Genomic DNA, 18,532 nt, shown 5'->3' with positions numbered 1-18,532 from the left:
GAGTAGGACGCCGCCGAACTATTTTTGAATGGGAAACCCCCGCACCGGGATACGGTGCGGGGGTTTTCTGCGTTTAAGGGGTGCTTCCCCTTTTCATTTCAGGGGTTTCCCTTTCGTCAGAGGCGGCCGGCCGCTTTCAGGGACAGGTAAGCGTCCGCCAGAGCGGGGGGCAGCTCTGTCGGTGTTGCGTCTACGACTGTGACGCCGTGCCGGATGAGTTGTTCTGCTGTGCGGTGGCGTTCCGCGTTGGCCTGGGCGGCTGCTGCGGCGTCGTAGACGGCCTCGGTTGTTCCTCGGGCCTTGGCCATCTGCTCGATGTGCGGGTCCGCGACCGATGCCAGCAGGACCTTGTGACGCTGGGTGAGGCGGGAGAGCACCGGGAGCAGGCCCTCTTCGATGGGGGCCGCGTCGAGGCTGGTCAGTAGCACGATCAAGGAGCCGCGGTTGGCGGTGCGGAGGGCTGTTGAGGTCAGGCCACGGGCGTCTGTTTCGACGAGTTCCGGTTCCAGTGTGGCCAGGGCGTTGACGACCGAGGGGAGGACTTCGCCCGCGGCCTTGCCCTGGACGAGGGCGCGTACCCGGCGGTCGTATGCGAGAAGGTCCACGCGGTCGCCGGCTCGGGAGGCCAGGGCGGCGAGGAGCAGCGCGGCGTCCATGGAGGCGTCCAGGCGAGGGGCGTCGCCGACTCGGCCCGCTGACGTGCGGCCGGTGTCGAGGACCAGCAGGATGTGGCGGTCCCGTTCCGGGCGCCAGGTGCGGATGGCGACGGTGGACTGGCGGGCGGTGGCGCGCCAGTCGATGGAGCGGGTGTCGTCACCGGGGACATAGTCGCGAAGGCTGTCGAACTCGGTGCCCTGACCGCGGGTCAGCATGCTGGTGCGGCCGTCGAGTTCGCGGAGGCGGGCCAGCTTGGAGGGGAGGTGCTTCCGGCTGGTGAATGGGGGCAGGACCCGGAGTGTCCAGGGGACTTTGTGGCTGCCCTGGCGGGTGAGGAGGCCCAGGGGGCCGTACGAGCGGATGGTGACGCGGTCGGACTGGTGGTCGCCTCGGCGGGTGGGGCGCAGGCGTGTGGTGAGGCGGCGGCGCTCGCCCGGAGGGATCGTCAGCCGGTGTCGGGACGCCTCGACTTCGGTGCCGGGCTGCCAGCTGCTGGGCGGCCAGGCGTCGCGGAGCTGGGCGCGCAGGGGGCGGCCGGAGGTGTTGGTGATGGTCAGGTCGATGTCGGCGGTGTCGCCGAGACGTACGGAAGTGTCGCCCGAGCGGGTCAGGCCGAGGCGGCGTACGGGGGCGGCCAGGGCGAAGTCGCAGGCGCAGGCCAGGGCCAGGGGGGTGTTGACGGCGAGGATGCCGGTCCAGCTCGGGTCCCAGAGGCCCACGGGGAGGCTGCCGATGGCCGCCAGGAGGGCGGTGCGGCCGGTGAGGGCCATCAGCGGGGGACCGGGACGTGGGCGAGGATCGCGTTGATGACGGAGTCGGCCGTCACGCCCTCCATCTCGGCCTCGGGGCGTAGTTGGACGCGGTGGCGGAGGGTGGGGAGGGCGAGGGCCTTCACGTCGTCGGGGATGACGTAGTCGCGGCCGGTCAGCCAGGCCCAGGCGCGGGCCGTGGAGAGGAGCGCCGTCGCGCCGCGGGGGGAGACGCCGAGCGTGAGGGACGGGGACTCGCGGGTGGCGCGGCAGATGTCCACCACGTAGGCGGTGATCTCGGGGGAGACGCTGGTCTTGGCGACCGCTGTGCGGGCGGCTTCCAGGTCCCCGGGGCCGGCGACGGGGCGTACGCCGGCGGCGCGCAGGTCGCGGGGGTTGAAGCCGTCGGCGTGGCGCGTGAGGACGTTGATCTCGTCCTGGCGGGAGGGGAGCGGGACCGTGAGCTTGAGGAGGAAGCGGTCCAACTGGGCTTCGGGGAGTGGGTACGTGCCTTCGTACTCGACCGGGTTCTGGGTGGCCGCCACCAGGAAGGGCTCGGGGAGCGGGCGGGGCGTGCCGTCGACCGTGACCTGGCGTTCCTCCATCGCTTCGAGGAGGGAGGACTGGGTCTTGGGCGGGGTGCGGTTGATCTCGTCGGCGAGCAGGAGGTTGGTGAAGACCGGGCCCGGCTGGAACGAGAACTCGGTGGTGCGGGCGTCGTAGATGAGGGAGCCCGTGATGTCGCTCGGCATCAGGTCGGGGGTGAACTGGACGCGCTTGGTGTCGAGTTCGAGGGATGCGGCGAGGGCGCGTACGAGCAGGGTTTTCGCCACTCCGGGGACGCCTTCGAGGAGGACGTGGCCGCGGCAGAGGAGGGCCACGACGAGGCCCGTCACCGCGGGGTCCTGGCCGACCACGGCCTTGGAGATCTCGGTGCGCAGGGACTCCAGGGAGGAGCGGGCGCTGCCGGAGCTCCCGGCGTTGTCAGTGGTCGGGTCCATCATGAAGAACGTACCTCTCTTTCGAGGGCGTCGAGTTGGTCGGCGAGGGCGATCAAGGCTGCGTCGTTGCCGGGGGGTTGGCCGAAGAGGAGGGGAAGCAGGTCCTGGCCGGGGGTGTGGAGCCGGGCGGTCAGGGCGGGGAGCAGGGTCTCGGGCGCGTGCGCCTGGGCGGGGGATACGCCGACGAGGGGGGCGAGGCGGGTGCGGGTCGCCGAGCGGAGTGCTGCTGCCGCGCGGTCGCGGGCGTTCGCCTTGCGGTAGAGGCGGGCGCGGCCTTCGACGGTTTCGGAGGCGCGGATGGCGACGGGGAGGCGTTCGGGGACCAGCGGGCCGAGGCGGCGGGCGCGCCAGAGGGCGGCTAGTACGGCGGCGATGGTGAGTTGCAGGGTGCCCCAGAGCCAGCCGGAGGGGATCAGGTCGAAGAAGTCGCGGTCTTCGGCGTCGGTCGCGGCGTCGTCGGCGAGCGAGGGGAGGTACCAGACCAAGTGGGGGCGGGAACCGAGGAGTTGCAGGGCGAGCGAGGCGTTGCCGTGCTCGTCGAGGCGGTCGTTGAAGAGGATGTCGGGGGCGCCGAGTACGACGGTGTCGCCCTCTCCGTCGGCGGCCGGGAGCTGGAGGAGGCTGGGCAGGCCGTCGCTGAGGTAGCAGGCGTCGGCGTCCGGGGCGAGGGTGTCGTAGCGGAGGCCGCCCACGTCCGCGGAGCCGGCGCGCTGTGCGGCGGGCAGGGAGCAGCGGGGGGAGAGCGTCGAGTCGAGGCTGGGGGTGGCGTCGGCGGTGACCCCGGGGGCGAGGGCGCCGATCGACGGGGTTCCGGGGGTGAGGAGGACGGTGCGGCCTCCGGAGTCCTTGGTGGCCGCGTGGAGGCGCGACTGCTGGCGGTCGGTGAGCAGGTCGGGGGAGGTCACCAAGAGCGTGGTGTCCGGGCCTGCCGCGGACCGGGCCTCTTCGGAGGTGGTGACGACGCGGGTGGACACGCCCTGGTCGGCGAGGAGTTCGGCGACGGCACGGCTGCCGTAGGGGTCGGCGGAACGAGGGTCGAGCCGGCCGTGCTGGGTTCCGGAGCGGACCGCGGCGATCGCGATGGCGGCAGCCAGGAGGACGACCAGGGCGAGCAGGATGCCGCGGGTTCGGGTCCAGATCCGGCGGGGGGTGGCCGAGATGGAGGTGGAGGCAGGCGCCGGGGTCGTGGAGGTGGTCGCGGGGGCGGACCGCTGAAGGGGGGCCGGGGGCGCGGTGGCGACGGGGGAGCCGCTTGGCGAGGGTGCCTTGCCCGGGTTCGAGGGGCTTGGGGTGGGTGCTTCGGGGGTGCGGGGAGGTGTGTCGGAGGGCGGGTGGTTGGTGGGGGTGCCTGGGGTGGAGGAGTGCGTGGGGTCGGTCGGCAGGGGTGTGTCGCCCGGGTTCGAGGTGCCTGGGGTGGGTGCTTCGGGGGTGGCGGGAGGCGTGTGCGAGGTGGGGTGGTTGGTGGGGGTGTTCGGGTCGGGAGGGTGTGCGGGGCCGGTCACTTGGGGGCTCCCTGGGGGAGGGGGCTGTGGGTGAGGGTCGGCTTGGTGCGGGTCAGGGTTTCGTCCAGGTCGGACATGAGGGCGTACGCGGCTTCGGTGGCGGTGCGGCCGCCGTATGTCACGTCGTCGAACTCCTGGGCGGCGGTGCGCAGTCGGGCCGTGTGCGCGGGAAGGGTGAGGGAGGCCTCGGCTGCCGCCTCGTCGGCGGTGCGGCCGGGGCGGGGGTCCAGGAGAGCGCGTTCCTCCAGGGAGCGGACGATGGCCCGCATGCGCTCCTGGACGGCCTGGTTCCAGTGGCCCTGGGCGGCGTGTGCCTCGGCGGCGGCGCGGTGTTCCGCCGCGCTGCGGGGGCGGTCGTCGAAGAGGGCGGGGGAGGAGGTGAGGGCCCGGAGGGGGGTGCCGAGGCGCCACCAGAGGGCCGCGACGACGGCCAGCACGGCGAGGACGATGACCAGGAGGCCGAAGCTGCCGCCCGGGGTCGCGCCCGAGGCGGCGGTGAACAGGTCGTCGACCCACTCCCAGAAGCGGCTCAGGGCCCGCTGCAGGAGGCTGGGGTCGTTCTCGTGGTACATCGGCTTGGACAGTTCGCGCTCGGCCGCCTCCCGTGCGGGCCCGCGCGGAATCGTCACCGGTGGGTCCTCGCCTGTGCGGGGCAGGAGCGATGCCCCCGCCCCGAGTCCCCGCAGTACGTCCCCCCTCACCGCATCAGCTCCCGGGTGTGCCGGGGGCGTCGGATCCGCCCTGGAGGCCCGCGGCGCGGGCGAGTTCCAGGTCGAGGGCTTCGCGGCGGATCCGCTGGTCGATGTAGAGCAGCACCGTCACGCCTGCGGTGATCGGGAAGGTGAGCATGGAGCCGATCACCGAGCCGATGCCGCTGACGATCAGGAAGGTCCAGCCGAGCTCGCCGGTGCCGCTGTCGAGGAAGCCGGTGACGCCGTCGCCGCTCACCGCGCCCGCGATGAGGGTGAACGGGATCACGATGATCGACGCGACGACGTTGGCGATGATCGCGGCGAGCAGCTGGATGCCGAAGACCCGCCACCAGGAGCCGCGGACCAGCTTCACGGAGCGGGTCATCGACTTCTTCACGCCCTGCTTCTCGAGCATCAGGGCGGGCGAGGCGAGCGAGAAGCGGATCAGCAGCCAGATGGCGACGATCAGAGCGCCGAATCCGCCGAGGACGGCGAGGCTGACACCCGCGTCGGATCCGCCGGCCAGCGCGATCAGTACGCCCGGCATGATGCCGATGGCGACGACGGCGCCGCCGATGAGCGGAAGCAACAGCGTCAGGCCGATCAGCCTCGGCAGCTGCGGCTTGGCGTCCCGCCAGGCCTCCGCCGTGGTCACCGACTTGCCGAGCACCGCGCGGCTGGTGACCATCGTGAGCAGAGCCGTGGCGACGATCGTGCCGAGCAGGGTGATCAGCAGGACCACGCCGGAGCTGAGCAGGGTGTCGCCGAGGGCTCGGGTCAGTTCGCCGACTGTCGCGCTCGGGTCGTTGAGGGCGTCCGTGTCGGCGGTGTCGTTGAGGACGAGTCCCTGCAGCAGGATGACGAGGACTTCCGTGAACACGGCCACGGCGAGGGAGATGCCGAGGACCGTGCGCCAGTGCGTGCGCATCGTGGAGACCGCGCCGTCCAGGATCTCGCCGACGCCGAGCGGCCGCAGCGGGATGACACCGGGCTTGGCGGCGGGCGGCGGGCCCTGCCATGCGCCCCAGCCGGGGTAGCCGCCGGGGCCGCCGGGACCGGGGCCGCCGGGGCGTCCGCCGCCCCAGCCTCCGCCGGGCGGCGGTGGTGGCGGGGGCGGGGTCTGGCCGGCGGGCGGAGGGCTCGGTGCGGACCACTGGGCGGGTGGCGGCTGCTCCTTGGACCACTTGGAACCCGGACCGTCCGGCTGGTCCGCGGGCTCGGTGGGTTCCTTGCCGGAGTCCTGTCCGTCGTCGGAGGGGGCAGATCCGGGCGAAGCCCAGCCCGGAGTGTCGTTCATCGTCGCTCCTTCACGGTGCCCGTCCGCGGTCGCGGCGGCAGGTTGCCAGCCATCGTGCCACGGCGTGCCCCGGTGGTGACCGGGTGCCGTAGGGGCTGCACACCTTCAATTGTCCGTCCGGTACGGGGCAGACTGGACGGATGGCTGATCAGTACGCGCAATCCGGCGAGGACATACGGCCGACTCAGACCTCCGCGACCCCTGCGACCCCTGCGACGTCCGCGCCCCCTGTGGCGCCCACGTCTCGTGCGACCCCTGTGGCGCCCACGTCTCCCGCGATCCGCTGGGACGAGCCACCGGAGGGCCCCGTACTGGTCCTCCTCGACCAGACCAGGCTGCCGGGCGAGGAGGCGGAGCTGGTGTGCACCGACGCGCCCGCACTGGTGCAGGCGATCCGCACGCTCGCCGTGCGCGGGGCGCCGCTGCTCGGGATCGCCGGGGCGTACGGCGTCGCGCTCGCCGCCGTACGCGGCTTCGACGTGGACGCGGCGGCGGACGCGCTCGCGGGGGCCAGGCCCACCGCGGTCAACCTCGGGTACGGCGTGCGCAGGGCTCACGCGGCGTACCGCTCGGCGCTGTCGGGCGGGGCCGGCCAGGAGGAGGCGGCCGCGGCGGCGCTCGCGGAGGCGAAGGCACTGCACCGGGAGGATGCCGAGGCCAGCGCGCGGATGGCGGTGCACGGTCTGGCGCTGCTCGACGAGCTGCTGCCGGGCGGCCAGCACCGGATCCTGACCCACTGCAACACCGGGGCGCTGGTCTCCGGCGGTGAGGGCACGGCGTTCGCGGTGGCGCTCGCGGCGCACCGCACAGGGCGGCTGCGCAGGCTGTGGGTGGACGAGACGCGTCCGTTGCTGCAGGGTTCGAGGCTCACGGCGTATGAGGCGGCGCGCAGCGGAATGGCGTACACCTTGCTCACGGACAACGCGGCGGGGTCGCTGTTCGCGGCAGGAGAGGTGGACGCCGTGTTGATCGGCGCCGACCGCATTGCCGCCGACGGTTCGGTGGCCAACAAGGTGGGGAGCTATCCGCTCGCTGTGCTGGCCCGCTACCACCACGTTCCGTTCATCGTGGTGGCACCGGTCACGACCGTGGACCCGGACACCCCGGACGGGGCATCCATCGAGGTCGAGCAGCGGGCGAGTCATGAAGTGACGGAGGTCACGGCACCCTATGTGCCGGTGGCCGGCGCGGAGGCGGGAGGCGGGATCGCGGTGGCACCTCTGGGGACCCAGGCGTACAACCCCGCCTTCGATGTGACGCCGCCGGAACTGGTGACGGCGATCGTCACCGAGGAGGGCGTCGTGTCGCCCGTGACGGCGGTGGGCCTTGCCGAGCTGTGCGCCGGATCCCGCTGACATCGGTGGGCGATATCGGTGGCTGATATCCACAGCCGTGGACGACCGCAGACAGTAGTGGCCATATACGACTATCGTCACAGGTCAGTGACCTGCCTCACCAGCGCCCCGGTCACCGTTACGAGAATGGGATGATGTCAGGCATGAAGGGACGAGTCCTTGTCGTCGACGACGACACCGCACTGGCCGAGATGCTCGGGATTGTGCTGCGTGGTGAAGGTTTTGAGCCGTCGTTCGTAGCTGATGGCGACAAGGCGCTGGCCGCTTTCAGGGAGGCAAAGCCGGATCTTGTACTGCTGGATTTGATGTTGCCGGGCCGTGATGGCATCGAGGTGTGCCGCCTGATCAGGGCGGAGTCCGGGGTGCCGATCGTCATGCTCACGGCCAAGAGCGACACCGTGGACGTCGTGGTCGGGCTTGAGTCCGGCGCTGATGACTACATCGTGAAGCCCTTCAAGCCGAAGGAGCTCGTGGCCCGGATCAGGGCGCGGCTGCGGAGGTCGGAGGAGCCCGCGCCGGAGCAGCTGGCCATCGGTGACCTGGTCATCGACGTGGCGGGGCACTCCGTGAAGCGGGACGGGCAGTCGATCGCGCTGACGCCGCTCGAGTTCGACCTGCTGGTCGCGCTGGCGCGCAAGCCGTGGCAGGTGTTCACGCGTGAGGTGCTGCTCGAGCAGGTCTGGGGCTATCGGCACGCGGCGGACACCCGTCTGGTGAACGTGCACGTGCAGCGGCTGCGCTCGAAGGTCGAGCGGGACCCGGAGCGGCCGGAGATCGTGGTGACCGTCCGTGGTGTCGGTTACAAGGCCGGACCGAGCTGACGTGTCCCGGGACAGTTCCCCCGCACCGCCCGGGGCTCCGGGTGGCCGCTCGGGGCGGACTGGAGGACCGGCGCGGCGCGGCTCCACGTTCGGGCGGCTCCTCGACGGCGGTCTGCTGTTGCAGGGCGGGGTGCAGGGCAGCCCCGTCCTGAGGCTCTTCTCGCGCTGGGTGCGGCGTCCGCTGCTGCCCGCGCTGCGGCTGTGGCGGCGCAACATCCAGCTGAAGGTCGTCGTCACGACGCTGCTCATGTCGCTCGGTGTCGTCCTGATGCTGGGCTTCGCCGTCATGAGTTCCGTGAACAACGGCCTGCTCAAGGCCAAGGTGAAGGCCTCGCAGAGCCAGGCCGACGGCGGCTTCCGGGCCGCTCAGGAGCAGGCGAACTCGGCCAGGCCGAGTGCCGGGCAGGACAGCGGCACGCCGGACGGCCGGACCACACCGCCCACGGCCGTGTGGATGTCCGACCTGGTGGAGCAGCTCTCCAGCGGCGGTCAGAGCGCCTTCAACGTGGTGACGCTGAGCCCCACGTCCACGGGCGACGGCGGCAGTGTGCGCGGACCGCGCGCCTCCGGGGGCGTGGATCCGATCCAGAGCGTGCCCGAGGAGCTGCGCGAGAGCGTCGACAAGGGCACCAGGGCCTATCAGGCCAATACACGGATCGTCTTCAACGACGGTCGTGACGCGCAGCCCGGTCTGGTGATCGGCAAGCGGCTCAATGACCTCAATGGCGATGCCTACCAGCTGTACTACCTCTTCCCGCTGACGCAGGAGGAGGAGTCGCTCGGGGTGGTGCGGACGACGCTCGCCACGGCAGGACTGTTTGTGGTGGTGCTTCTCGGTGCCATCGCGTGGCTTGTGGTGCGCCAGGTCGTGACGCCGGTACGGATGGCGGCCGGCGTCGCCGAGCGGCTGTCCGCCGGGCGCCTTCAGGAACGTATGAAGGTCACCGGAGAGGACGACATCGCCCGGCTCGGTGAGGCCTTCAACAAGATGGCGCAGAACCTGCAGCTGAAGATCCAGCAGCTGGAGGAGCTGTCTCGGATGCAGCGGCGGTTCGTGTCCGATGTGTCGCATGAGCTGCGTACGCCGTTGACGACCGTGCGGATGGCGGCCGATGTCATCCACGACGCGCGCGTGGACTTCGATCCGGTGACGGCGCGGTCGGCCGAGCTGCTCGCCGATCAGCTGGACCGGTTCGAGACGCTGCTCGCGGATCTGCTCGAGATCAGCCGGTTCGACGCCGGCGCCGCGGCGCTCGAGGCCGAGCCGATAGATCTGCGGGAGGTCGTCCGCAGGGTCGTGGGCGGCGCGGAGCCGCTGGCCGAGCGCAAGGGCACGCACGTACGGATCGTCGGGGACCAGCAGCCGGTGATCGCCGAGGCCGACGCCCGGCGGGTCGAGCGGGTGCTGCGGAATCTCGTCGTCAACGCCGTGGAGCACGGTGAGGGCCAGGACGTCGTGGTGCGGCTCGCTGCGGCGGGCGGCGCGGTCGCCGTTGCTGTGCGGGACTACGGAGTGGGGCTCAAGCCCGGCGAGGCGACCCGGGTCTTCAGCCGCTTCTGGCGGGCCGACCCGGCACGCGCGCGTACCACCGGTGGTACGGGACTCGGGCTTTCCATCGCCCTGGAGGACGCACGGCTGCACGGCGGCTGGCTGCAGGCGTGGGGCGAGCCCGGCGGTGGTTCGCAGTTCCGGCTCACCCTGCCGCGTACGGCCGACGAGGCGCTCCGGGGATCGCCGATACCCCTGGAGCCCGAGGACTCGCGCCGCCACCGCGGACTGAACGATGCCGGTCTTCCGCTCGGCGGTCTGAGCAAGCTGGCCACGGTGCCGGCCCAGCCGTCGGCGGCGGAGCGGGTGGCGCCGCCCGTCCCGGCGAGGGCGCCGATCGCGCCGAGGCTCGCGCAGGCGGCCATGGCGGTGGATCCGGCGGCGCTGCCCGGCAGCGGTGCGCGGGTCGTGCCGCGGCGGCCCCTGGACGACGAGGCGAGGCCGGGCGACGAGCCGCAGGGCGGTGCCGCCGGGGCGGACGAGGGCTCCGGAGAGCCGCGTCCGCCGAAGGACGAGGCGAGGGAAGCGGCGGCCGCGGAAGTGGATCCTGTCAGGGAAGGGGAGGCCTCTCGTGGGCGCTGACCACGATCGACGCGGTCACCGGCGTCCGCTGGGGGCAGGTGTGCTGTTCGGCTGCTGCGGGGCGCTGCTCGCGGGCTGTGCGTCGATGCCCGACAGCGGGAACCTGAAGGCGGTCGACGCGTCCCAGCGGCCCGACTCGCAGTCGCAGGTCCGCGTCTACGCGATGCCGCCGGGCGAGAACGCGGGCCCCCTGGAGATCGTCTCGGGCTTCCTCGAGGCGCTCACCAGCGATGATCCTCAGTTCGACATGGCCCGCAAGTATCTGACCAAGGAAGCGTCCAGGAGCTGGCAGCCGGATCTGCGGACCACGGTGCTCGCGGACGGTCCGAGCACCGGCTCGGGGAACCCCGGCGACCGTGACCAGAACGGCCGTTCGTTCCCGCTGACCGGGCGCAAGGTCGCCACGGTGGACAAGCAGCACGCGTACCAGCTCAACAATGACGCGTACAGCGAGACGGTCCATCTCACGCGGCAGGACGGGCCCAACGGCAAGGAGTGGCGGATCGACCGGGTGCCGCAGGGGGTCGTGCTCGGGCAGTCCGACTTCCAGCGCATCTACTGGTCCGTCAACAAGTACTACTACGCGTCGAATTCGTCCAAGACCGGTGCGGGCGGCGGCCAGGAGGCGCTCGTCGCCGACCCCGTCTACATACGGCAGCGAATAGACCCGTTGACGGAGACGGTCAAGGCCCTGCTCGAAGGGCCGACGAACTGGCTCAAGCCGGTGGTCACCACGATCTTCCCGGGCGGTACGCGGCTCAAGGAGGGCACCAAGACGCTGGCGCCCGACGACCAGAACAAGTTGACGGTGCCGCTGAACAAGGAGGCCGACAACTACGACCAGGGGTTGTGCACCAAGATGGCGGCGCAACTGCTCTTCACGCTCCAGGACTTGAAGTCGTCGAGCGTCAAGGAGGTGGAGCTGCAGCGCTCCAACGGGTCGCAGCTGTGTGTCCTGAGCGAGGACCGGGCCGAGACCGTGGCGCCGCATCGCACCGCCGACCACCCCGATTACCAGTACCTCGTCGACGACAAGAAGCGCCTGGTGCGGATGCCCGCGGGCGTCGCGGGCAGCAAGGCCGAACCGGTGCAGGTGCCAGGGCCGTTGGGCGAGGGCTCGAAGTCGTTGCGTACGGCCGCCGTGTCGCGTGACGAGGAGCGCGCGGCCGGGGTGTCGCTCGACGGGCGCTCGCTGTACATGGGGTCGCTGACGCCGGGCAGCCCGCTGGGCAAGCCGGAGGCGCGCAGCAAGGCGAAGTCGGAGGAGGACGGTTTCTCCACGCCCAGTTGGGACGGCAGGGGCGACCTCTGGGTGGCCGACCGCGACGGGAAGGGATCGCGGCTGCTCTGGCTCGACCAGGGCGCGGGCGAGCCGATGCAGGTGAAGATCGCGGGCCTCGACGGACGGATCGAGGCGGTGCGGGTGTCGGCGGACGGCGTGCGCATCGCGCTCCTGGTGAAGAAGGACGGCAAGACGTCCCTGCGGATCGGCCGCGTCGAGCGGACCGGCACCAAGGGTGAGCAGCCGGACATCTCGGTGGTCGAACTGCGCCGGGCGGCACCGCAGATGGAGGAGGTCACCGCCATGTCCTGGGCGGGCGGCAGCCGCCTCGTGGTGGTCGGGCGCGAGTCCGGTGGTGTGCAGCAGATCCGGTACGTCCAGTCCGACGGCTCGGCGCTGCCGGGCGCGACGCTGCCCGGCCTCACCGGCGTGAAGGAGATCGCGGCGTCGGAGGACGAGCGGCAGCCGCTGGTGGCGCACTCGGACGACGGGATCGTGCGGCTGCCGACGGGCGCGCAGTGGCAGACGGTGGTGAAGGAAGGCACGGCTCCGGTCTATCCGGGCTGACGCTCCGGTCTGTCCGGGCCGGCCAGTCCCCCGTCTGTCCGGGCCGACCCCCGGCCCATCCGGGCTGACCGTCCCCCGATCGGGGGTAACGCCTCTGTCGTGCCGTGGAGTTGTCCACAGGAGGTTTTCCACAGGGGTGGCAGGGCTGTTCGCGCCTTGGCACAGTGGAGGACATGCGGGGGTGGTGGCAGGACCTCACCGATCTGGTGCTGCCGGCCGAGTGCGGAGGCTGCGGGAGGCCTCGTGCGGCGCTGTGTGCGGGGTGCCGCGAGGCCCTGTGCGGGGCCGTGCCGTGCCGGGTGCGGCCGGATCCTCGGCCGCCGGGGCTGCCGGTGGTGCACGCCGCGGCTCCGTACGAGGACGCGGTGCGGGCCGTGCTGCTCGCGCACAAGGAACGGGGCGCTCTGGCGCTTGCGGGGCCGCTCGGCGCGGGTCTCGCGGGGGCGGTGCGGGCCGGACTGCGGGCGGGGACGCGGGCCGGGACGCGGGGCGCTGCGGAGGGTGACGGGGCGGTACTGCTGGTGCCCGTGCCGTCGGCGCGGGGAGCCGTGCGGGCGCGGGGGCACGACCCGGTGCGGCGGATCGCGCTGGCCGCCGCGGGCGAGCTGCGCGGGGCGGGCACGCGGGCCCGGGTGCTCTGCGTGCTGCGCCAGCGGCGCGCCGTGGCCGACCAGTCGGGGCTCAACTCCCGTCAGCGGCAGGCCAATCTGGCCGGAGCCCTGGAGGTGACCGCGGGTGCTCGCCGGCTGCTCGCCGGGGGCGGCCGGGTGGTGATCGTGGACGACCTGATGACCACGGGTGCGTCCCTGGCCGAGGCTGCCCGCGCAATGCGTGACGTACACACGGATTCGATAGGGCGGGCGGCGCCGGTAACAGCCCGTGAAATCACGGGCGAGAACGCGATCAGCGCGGCCGTTGTCGCCGCTTCACCGGAATCCTTCGAAATAAACCGGAACTGACTGGGAACTTGCATCGTTGCAGGTAGTGAGAGGGCCAATACCCCTGAATGGAGGTACGCGTCAGTAGAGGGTGACGACATCCGTCCGGGCGAGATATGTTCGGTTGTGAGGAATGGCGGACGCCGTCCCTCGTATATCGGAATGCCGGTCGCAGGGTTTTCGCAATCACCCGGACCGGCCGGGGTGGAGATCTTGTTCGCGGGGGAGGAGGAGGTGGAAGTCACCGAGTCCGAGGCTCCGGGAGTCACCGGGGCCTGGTGCAAAAGGGAGATGCTCCGCCGCCGAAGCGGAGCGATCCGGGAACGGAGTTCTGCGTGGACATCGTCGTCAAGGGCCGCAAGACCGAGGTGCCCGAGCGGTTCCGCAAGCACGTGGCCGAGAAGCTGAAGCTGGAGAAGATCCAGAAGCTCGACGGCAAGGTGATCAGCCTCGACGTCGAGGTGTCCAAGGAAACCAACCCGCGTCAGGCCGACCGTTCCGACCGGGTGGAGATCACTCTCCGCGGGCGCGGACCTGTGATCCGCGCGGAAGCCTCGGCAACTGACCCGTACGCGGCGCTCGACCTGGCCACGGCCAAGCTGGACGCCCGGCTGCGCAAGCAGCACGAGAAGCGCCACAACCGGCGAGGCACCGGCAGGCTCTCCGCCGCCGAAGTCGCCGAGCGGGTCCCGGACGCGGCGTACCTCAACGGAGACGGCACCGTCGCACGTGAGGAAGAGCCCGACGGCGTGCCGGTCAAGAGGATCGGCTCACTGGAGATCCAGGGCGAAGGCCCCCTCGTGGTCCGCGAGAAGACCCACGTCGCGGCCCCCATGTCGCTCGACCAGGCGCTCTACGAGATGGAGCTGGTCGGGCACGACTTCTACTTGTTCGTCGACTCGGAGACGAAGGAACCGAGTGTCGTCTACCGGCGGCACGCCTACGACTACGGCGTCATCCGCCTCAATACCGACCCGATGGTCGCGCAGGCCCAGTCGGCCGGCGGGGGCGGTGCGCTCGGCGGCTGACCTCAGCCGGCCGAGAGCTGAACAGGTGCCCCTGGAGCGCGCGTGCGCCCCCAGGGGCACCATCATGCGACCCCTGCGCGCACCGCACCGCGGCCCGGGCATGAAATCATGGGCGAGCCGGCCAACCGGCAGGCTGGTGCCTCGGGTTGGCGCAGCCAACGCACAACGGGCCATGGCCTTCAGGGGGAGGAACGATGGCGGACAGCTTCGGACCGATGCGGGACGATGACGCCGACGACGGCATCGGCATCGGCACGGACGCGGGCGCACCGCGCAAGGAGCCCATCAGGGTCCTTGTGGTGGACGACCACGCGCTCTTCCGCCGGGGCCTGGAGATCGTCCTCGCCGCCGAGGAGGACATTCAGGTGGTCGGGGAGGCGGGGGACGGCGCCGAGGCGGTGGACAAGGCCGCTGACCTGCTGCCGGACATCGTGCTGATGGACGTACGGATGCCCAAGCGCGGAGGCATCGAGGCGTGCACCTCCATCAAGGAGGTGGCACCCAGTGCCAAGATCATCATGCTGACCATCAGTGATGAAGAGGCCGATCTTTACGACGCGATCAAGGCGGGGGCGACCGGTTATCTCCTCAAGGAGATTTCCACCGACGAGGTGGCCACGGCGATTCGCGCGGTGGCCGACGGGCAGTCGCAGATCAGCCCGTCCATGGCCTCCAAGCTGCTCACCGAGTTCAAATCGATGATCCAGCGCACCGATGAGCGCAGACTGGTGCCCGCGCCGCGGCTGACCGACCGCGAACTGGAAGTGCTGAAGCTGGTGGCCACGGGGATGAACAACCGCGATATCGCGAAGGAGCTGTTCATCTCCGAGAACACCGTGAAGAACCACGTGCGCAACATCCTGGAGAAGCTGCAGCTGCACTCCAGGATGGAGGCCGTCGTCTACGCGATGCGGGAGAAGATTCTCGAGATCAGGTGAGGCCGGGCGCGGATCAGGTGAGGGCGCGGACCAGTTCCGCGGTCAGCTCCGGTCTGTTCACGCGCTCCACGCGTACGGAGTCGCAGTTGACCCAGGACGCCGCCTCGCGGAGCGCCTGCGCCACCGCGGGCACGGCCTTGGGGCTGTCGAGGGAGATCTGCCTGGCGACCAGCGTGCTGCCCTCACGGGCCGGGTCCACGCGGCCGACCAGCTGTCCCCCGGCCAGGACCGGCATCGCGAAGTAGCCGTGGATCCGCTTCGGCTTGGGGACGTACGCCTCGAGCCGGTGGGTGAAGCCGAAGATCCGCTCCGTGCGCGCCCGCTCCCAGATCAGGGAGTCGAAGGGGGACAGGAGCGTCGTGCGGTGGCGGCCGCGCGGCGTGGTCTCCAGGGCTGCCGGGTCCGCCCAGGCGGGCTTGTCCCAGCCCTGCACCGTCACCGGGACCAGGCCCGAGTCCGCGACCACCGCGTCGAACTGCTCGCCCTTGAGGCGGTGGTAGTCCGCGATGTCCGCGCGGGTGCCGACGCCAAGCGCCTGTCCCGCCAGGCGGACCAGGCGGCGCAGGCACTCCGTGTCGTCCAGGTCGTCGTGGAGCAGCGGGTCCGGGATCGCGCGCTCCGCGAGGTCGTACACCCGCTTCCAGCTGCGCCGCTCGGTGCAGACCACCTCGCCGTACATCAGCGCGCGCTCGACGGCGACCTTCGCGTCCGACCAGTCCCACCACTCGCCCTTGTTCTTCGCGCCGCCCAACTCGGTGGCCGTGAGGGGGCCTTCGGCGGTGAGCTGCTTGATGACCGTGTCGTACGCACCGTCCGGCAGGTCGTGGTGCCAGTGCGGCCGGGTGCGGTAGGCGCGGCGGCGGAAGGCGAAGTGCGGCCACTCCTCGATGGGCAGGATGCACGCGGCATGCGACCAGTACTCGAAGGCGTGCGGCCGGGCCGGGCCCGTGCCGGACGCGCCGTCCCAGTACGCCGCCTCGATCCTGTCGCGGCCTACGGCGCCGAGACGCGCGTACGGAATGAGCTCGTGGGAGCGGGCGAGCACCGAGATCGTGTCGAGCTGGACCGCGCCGAGGTGCCGCAGCACGCCCCGCACGCCGGACCTGCGGTCCGGGGCGCCCAGAAACCCCTGGGCGCGGAGCACGATGCGGCGGGCCTCATCGGCGGACAGGTCGGTGGCGGGGCGCGGCAGGCTCGTCATGCTCCGAAACGATAGGGGGCGGCACTGACAACACGGCGGGCCTAGCGGACCGGAGCCTGCCGTTCCGCCGGGGCGGGCAGGTAGGGCCGGCTCGACGGCAGGGACACGTCTGCCGGGAGCAGGGCGCCCACCCAGCAGTCGCGGAGTGTGCCCTTGTTCAGGAGGCCGGCCCGCAGGGTGCCCTCCATGGTGAAGCCCGCCTTCTCCGCGACCGTGCGGGAGCCCGTGTTGCCGACCTCGGCGCGCCACTCCAGGCGGGTGCAGCCCAGGTCGGTGAAGGCCCACCTGGCCAGGGCGAGGACCGTCTCCGTCATATAGCCGCAGCCCCGGTGCTCCTTCGCCGTCCAGAAGCCGACCTCCCAGGCGCCCGAGCGCGGGTGGTGCAGGCTGGCCGCGGCGATCAGCGGGCCGCCTTCCCGGGGACGTACGGCGAAGGTGTACTCCGTGTCGTGGCGCCAGCCGTCCGGGACCATGCCTCCGATGAAGCCCTCGGCGTCCACGCGCGCGTACGGCGAGGGAATCGTGGTCCAGCGCTGGATGTCGGGGTCCTGGCAGGCCGCGTACGTCTCGTCGGTGTCGTCCGGCGTGAACGTGCGCAGGCTCAGGCGCTCGGTGCTGAGGGTGACGGGCTCCATCCGGCGATTCTGCTGGCGCCCGGGACTTCGGGCCAGTGCTTTTCACCGGCGGTCATCGTCGGAAACCGGCACCTTCCAGGCCCCACGTCCGTTGACGTATTGGCAGACCTCCCGGCGCGGCCCGCTCCTCGCTTACGATGGCCGTTGCCCCATGAGTAAACCGACCATGCCAGGCCCGACCGGCAAGGAGACCAACCCTCGTGTCCGTCCTCTCGAAGATCATGCGTGCAGGCGAAGGCAAGATCCTGCGCAAGCTGCACCGCATCGCGGACCAGGTCAACTCCATCGAAGAGGACTTCGTCAGCCTCTCCGACGCCGAGCTGCGCGCGCTGACCGATGAGTACAAGGAGCGGTACGCCGACGGCGAGACCCTCGACGACCTGCTCCCCGAAGCCTTCGCCACGGTGCGCGAGGCCGCCAAGCGTGTCCTCGGCCAGCGGCACTACGACGTGCAGATGATGGGCGGCGCCGCGCTGCACCTCGGCTATGTGGCCGAGATGAAGACCGGTGAGGGCAAGACGCTCGTCGGCACGCTTCCCGCGTACCTCAACGCCCTTTCGGGCAAGGGCGTGCACCTGATCACGGTCAACGACTACCTGGCCGAGCGCGACTCCGAGATGATGGGCCGCGTCCACAAGTTCCTGGGCCTGTCCGTCGGCTGCATCATCGCCAACATGACGCCGGCCCAGCGCCGCGAGCAGTACGCCAGCGACATCACGTACGGCACGAACAACGAGTTCGGATTCGACTACCTGCGCGACAACATGGCGTGGTCGAAGGACGAACTGGTGCAGCGCGGCCACAACTTCGCGATCGTCGACGAGGTCGACTCGATCCTCGTGGACGAGGCCCGTACGCCGCTGATCATCTCCGGCCCCGCCGACCAGGCCACCAAGTGGTACGGCGACTTCGCCAAGTTGGTCACCCGCCTCACCAAGGGCGAGGCCGGCAACACCCTCAAGGGCATCGAGGAGACCGGCGACTACGAGGTCGACGAGAAGAAGCGCACCGTCGCCATCCACGAGTCCGGCGTCTCCAAGGTCGAGGACTGGCTGGGCATCGACAACCTCTACGAGTCGGTCAACACGCCGCTCGTGGGTTACCTGAACAACGCCATCAAGGCCAAGGAACTCTTCAAGAAGGACAAGGACTACGTCGTCATCGACGGCGAAGTCATGATCGTCGACGAGCACACCGGCCGTATCCTCGCCGGCCGCCGCTACAACGAAGGCATGCACCAGGCGATCGAGGCGAAGGAAGGGGTGGACATCAAGGACGAGAACCAGACCTTGGCCACGATCACCCTTCAGAACTTCTTCCGGCTCTACAAGCGCCATGACCACGACGGCAAGGAAACCCCCGGCCTCTGCGGCATGACCGGTACGGCCATGACCGAGGCCGCCGAGTTCCACCAGATCTACAAGCTGGGCGTCGTGCCGATCCCGACGAACCGGCCCATGGTCCGCGCCGACCAGTCGGACCTGATCTACCGCACCGAGGTCGCCAAGTTCGCCGCCGTCGTCGACGACATCGCGGAGAAGCACGAGAAGGGGCAGCCGATCCTGGTCGGCACCACTTCCGTGGAGAAGTCGGAGTACCTCTCGCAGCAGCTGTCGAAGCGCGGGGGGGGTGGGCCAGATGGGTTCCGCCACCCCCCCCCCCCGCGCGGGCGGCGGTGGGGCCGCGGCCGGCGCCCCGGGGGCGCGGCCCGGGCCCGCGCCCCCGCGCGCGCGCGCGC

At 71.1% G+C, this 18,532-nt stretch carries 15 protein-coding genes; 8 read left to right on the top strand and 7 right to left on the bottom strand.

The features are described 5' to 3' along the window. Positions 1 to 116 precede the first annotated feature (116 nt). From ACFWY6_RS21735 to ACFWY6_RS21715, 5 genes are all read right to left on the bottom strand, one after another. Positions 117 to 1,427: a DUF58 domain-containing protein gene (locus ACFWY6_RS21735; RefSeq protein WP_384692763.1), complete on the bottom strand. Its 1,311-nt coding sequence runs from the start codon at positions 1,425 to 1,427 to the stop codon at positions 117 to 119. Continuing rightward, positions 1,427 to 2,407, bottom strand: coding sequence for an AAA family ATPase (locus ACFWY6_RS21730; protein WP_384692761.1), 981 nt, complete (start codon positions 2,405 to 2,407; stop codon positions 1,427 to 1,429). The genes ACFWY6_RS21735 and ACFWY6_RS21730 overlap by 1 nt, the downstream gene beginning before the upstream one ends. After that, positions 2,407 to 3,567, bottom strand: coding sequence for a DUF4350 domain-containing protein (locus ACFWY6_RS21725; protein ID WP_384692769.1), 1,161 nt, complete (start codon positions 3,565 to 3,567; stop codon positions 2,407 to 2,409). Before ACFWY6_RS21725 ends, ACFWY6_RS21730 begins: the two co-directional genes overlap by 1 nt. A 338-nt stretch (positions 3,568 to 3,905) precedes the next feature. Next, positions 3,906 to 4,595 carry a DUF4129 domain-containing protein gene (locus tag ACFWY6_RS21720; RefSeq protein WP_384692766.1) on the bottom strand — a complete coding sequence of 230 codons (690 nt, stop codon included), beginning with the start codon at positions 4,593 to 4,595 and terminating at the stop codon, positions 3,906 to 3,908. Between the two features lie 19 nt (positions 4,596 to 4,614). After that, positions 4,615 to 5,898 (bottom strand): glycerophosphoryl diester phosphodiesterase membrane domain-containing protein, encoded by a 1,284-nt coding sequence (locus ACFWY6_RS21715; protein ID WP_384692757.1) that lies wholly within the window; start codon positions 5,896 to 5,898, stop codon positions 4,615 to 4,617. A gap of 140 nt (positions 5,899 to 6,038) precedes the next feature. On the opposite strand from ACFWY6_RS21715, the gene mtnA reads away from it, so the two are divergent. The 7 genes from mtnA to ACFWY6_RS21680 all read left to right on the top strand — a co-directional run bounded on the left by mtnA (position 6,039) and on the right by ACFWY6_RS21680 (position 14,958). Further along, positions 6,039 to 7,253 (top strand): S-methyl-5-thioribose-1-phosphate isomerase, encoded by a 1,215-nt coding sequence (gene mtnA, locus ACFWY6_RS21710; protein ID WP_384692754.1) that lies wholly within the window; start codon positions 6,039 to 6,041, stop codon positions 7,251 to 7,253. A 131-nt stretch (positions 7,254 to 7,384) separates the two neighbouring features. Next, positions 7,385 to 8,074 (top strand): two-component system response regulator MtrA, encoded by a 690-nt coding sequence (gene mtrA, locus ACFWY6_RS21705; protein WP_189176211.1) that lies wholly within the window; start codon positions 7,385 to 7,387, stop codon positions 8,072 to 8,074. Position 8,075: 1 nt separating this feature from the next. After that, a complete protein-coding gene (gene mtrB, locus ACFWY6_RS21700; protein ID WP_384692753.1) occupies positions 8,076 to 10,205 on the top strand; it encodes an MtrAB system histidine kinase MtrB in 2,130 nt (709 codons plus the stop codon). Beyond that, complete coding sequence (locus tag ACFWY6_RS21695; RefSeq protein WP_384692751.1) at positions 10,195 to 12,054, top strand: LpqB family beta-propeller domain-containing protein; 1,860 nt, start codon at positions 10,195 to 10,197, stop codon at positions 12,052 to 12,054. Before mtrB ends, ACFWY6_RS21695 begins: the two co-directional genes overlap by 11 nt. A 173-nt stretch (positions 12,055 to 12,227) precedes the next feature. Then, the gene (locus tag ACFWY6_RS21690) at positions 12,228 to 13,013 is read left to right on the top strand and encodes a ComF family protein (protein ID WP_384692749.1); all 786 of its coding nucleotides are present in this window, start codon (positions 12,228 to 12,230) and stop codon (positions 13,011 to 13,013) included. Positions 13,014 to 13,327: 314 nt separating this feature from the next. Continuing rightward, entirely contained in the window at positions 13,328 to 14,020 is a 693-nt protein-coding gene (hpf, locus tag ACFWY6_RS21685; RefSeq protein ID WP_384692746.1) for a ribosome hibernation-promoting factor, HPF/YfiA family, read from the top strand. A 194-nt stretch (positions 14,021 to 14,214) separates the two neighbouring features. Beyond that, positions 14,215 to 14,958, top strand: a complete 744-nt coding sequence (locus ACFWY6_RS21680; protein ID WP_384692743.1) for a response regulator — start codon at positions 14,215 to 14,217, stop codon at positions 14,956 to 14,958. 13 nt (positions 14,959 to 14,971) lie between these two features. On the opposite strand, the gene ACFWY6_RS21675 is transcribed toward ACFWY6_RS21680, so the two are convergent. Both ACFWY6_RS21675 and ACFWY6_RS21670 read right to left on the bottom strand, forming a co-directional pair. Beyond that, positions 14,972 to 16,159 carry a winged helix-turn-helix domain-containing protein gene (locus ACFWY6_RS21675; RefSeq protein WP_384692740.1) on the bottom strand — a complete coding sequence of 396 codons (1,188 nt, stop codon included), beginning with the start codon at positions 16,157 to 16,159 and terminating at the stop codon, positions 14,972 to 14,974. Positions 16,160 to 16,200: 41 nt separating this feature from the next. Then, a complete protein-coding gene (locus tag ACFWY6_RS21670) occupies positions 16,201 to 16,794 on the bottom strand; it encodes a GNAT family N-acetyltransferase (protein WP_384692737.1) in 594 nt (197 codons plus the stop codon). Between the two features lie 200 nt (positions 16,795 to 16,994). On the opposite strand from ACFWY6_RS21670, the gene ACFWY6_RS21665 reads away from it, so the two are divergent. Next, positions 16,995 to 18,532: DEAD/DEAH box helicase (locus ACFWY6_RS21665; protein ID WP_384692735.1), on the top strand; the 1,538-nt coding region annotated here is incomplete at its 3' end.

Source organism: Streptomyces sp. NPDC059037, from assembly GCF_042740015.1.
Lineage (GTDB): Bacteria > Actinomycetota > Actinomycetes > Streptomycetales > Streptomycetaceae > Streptomyces.
This window is presented reverse-complemented; position numbering and strand designations above follow the sequence as displayed.

Bases quoted from the DNA above. Each gene is read 5' to 3' on its own strand.
- ACFWY6_RS21735 (WP_384692763.1), bottom strand. From the start codon at position 1,427: ATGGCCCTCACCGGCCGCACCGCCCTCCTGGCGGCCATCGGCAGCCTC.
- ACFWY6_RS21730 (WP_384692761.1), bottom strand. From the start codon at position 2,407: ATGGACCCGACCACTGACAACGCCGGGAGCTCCGGCAGCGCCCGCTCC.
- ACFWY6_RS21715 (WP_384692757.1), bottom strand. From the start codon at position 5,898: ATGAACGACACTCCGGGCTGGGCTTCGCCCGGATCTGCCCCCTCCGAC.
- mtnA (WP_384692754.1), top strand. From the start codon at position 6,039: ATGGCTGATCAGTACGCGCAATCCGGCGAGGACATACGGCCGACTCAG.
- mtrA (WP_189176211.1), top strand. From the start codon at position 7,385: ATGATGTCAGGCATGAAGGGACGAGTCCTTGTCGTCGACGACGACACC.
- ACFWY6_RS21690 (WP_384692749.1), top strand. From the start codon at position 12,228: ATGCGGGGGTGGTGGCAGGACCTCACCGATCTGGTGCTGCCGGCCGAG.
- ACFWY6_RS21680 (WP_384692743.1), top strand. From the start codon at position 14,215: ATGGCGGACAGCTTCGGACCGATGCGGGACGATGACGCCGACGACGGC.
- ACFWY6_RS21675 (WP_384692740.1), bottom strand. From the start codon at position 16,159: ATGACGAGCCTGCCGCGCCCCGCCACCGACCTGTCCGCCGATGAGGCC.
- ACFWY6_RS21670 (WP_384692737.1), bottom strand. From the start codon at position 16,794: ATGGAGCCCGTCACCCTCAGCACCGAGCGCCTGAGCCTGCGCACGTTC.